The following is a 939-nucleotide window of genomic DNA, read 5'->3' on the forward strand; positions in this document are numbered from 1 at the left end:
GTCGCTCACGCCCGCGCCGGGGCCCCCGATGCAGTCCATCGCATCGCGGGCCCCGGGCGGGCGGAATCGTTTTCATCCGTCCGTAGAATCACGCCAGGGCAATAAAAAATCGCGAATTCGACTGAATTCGTCGATAATGCGCAAACGTTTTACGAAAGCCCGATTGCGGCTAATTCGCGGATTAAATAAATAAAAATAAAATATCCGAGCGTGGAATTCAAAGGCCGCGCAGGATCGCCGATCGAAGCCTTGTGGCATGAGGTTAACGGCAGATCCCGGCAAACCTTTAGGGTGCTTTCGTCACAATTATTCATTTCATTTTTATCAATGAATGAATGATTTTCGGTCATCGGAGCGTCATACACCATCCCCGATAATTCGGCGCTCACATTCTTTCAATAGACCAAACGGCGATCGAAGCCGGATCGCTGCGGGGAGCTGTACTCATGACCATCCGTCATCGCATTACGCTGCTAGTCGTCCTGACGTTCTTCGCGCTGTCCGCGATCGGCATCTATGCCGTGTACCAGACCCGCAAGAGCGCGTCCGAGGTACGCCAGGTCACCCAGGGAATCGTGCCGAGCGCGCTCGCGTCGGCGGATCTCGTCGCCGATGTGAAGAACATCCAGATCGCGACGATGACGCTCGTCTATGCGCCCGACGCGAACACCGCCGCGCAGGCGCGCGACGAGCTGAAGGCGAAGCAGGGCGCGCTGCGCGCCGCGCTCGACGTGCAGGCGAAGTCGGCGGTCGGCCAGGCGCAGGTCGGGCTCGTCTCGCAGGCGAAGGAGAGCGCCACGAACTATTTCGCGGCGATCGACGACACCGTGAAGATGAAGGCCGACGGCAAGCCCGAGATGGCGCAGGCGTACCTGTTCGCGAACGTCGCGCAGTATCGCGACGAACTCGAAAGCATCGTCGACACGTTGCGCGTCGAGA

2 protein-coding genes are annotated in these 939 nt (G+C 58.9%); one reads left to right on the plus strand and one right to left on the minus strand.

Features of this window, described 5'->3' with window-relative positions:
* Window positions 1-149: 149 nt before the first annotated feature.
* Window positions 150-389 (minus strand): hypothetical protein, encoded by a 240-nt coding sequence (locus G3O01_RS44835; protein WP_205813934.1) that lies wholly within the window; start codon window positions 387-389, stop codon window positions 150-152.
* Between the two features lie 57 nt (window positions 390-446).
* Between G3O01_RS44835 and G3O01_RS44840 the strand changes: the two genes are divergently transcribed.
* On the plus strand, window positions 447-939 hold a 493-nt coding region (locus G3O01_RS44840), incomplete at its 3' end, for an MCP four helix bundle domain-containing protein (RefSeq protein WP_205813939.1).

It is taken from the genome of Burkholderia sp. Ac-20365 (genome assembly GCF_017104715.1).
Classification (GTDB): Bacteria; Pseudomonadota; Gammaproteobacteria; order Burkholderiales; family Burkholderiaceae; genus Paraburkholderia.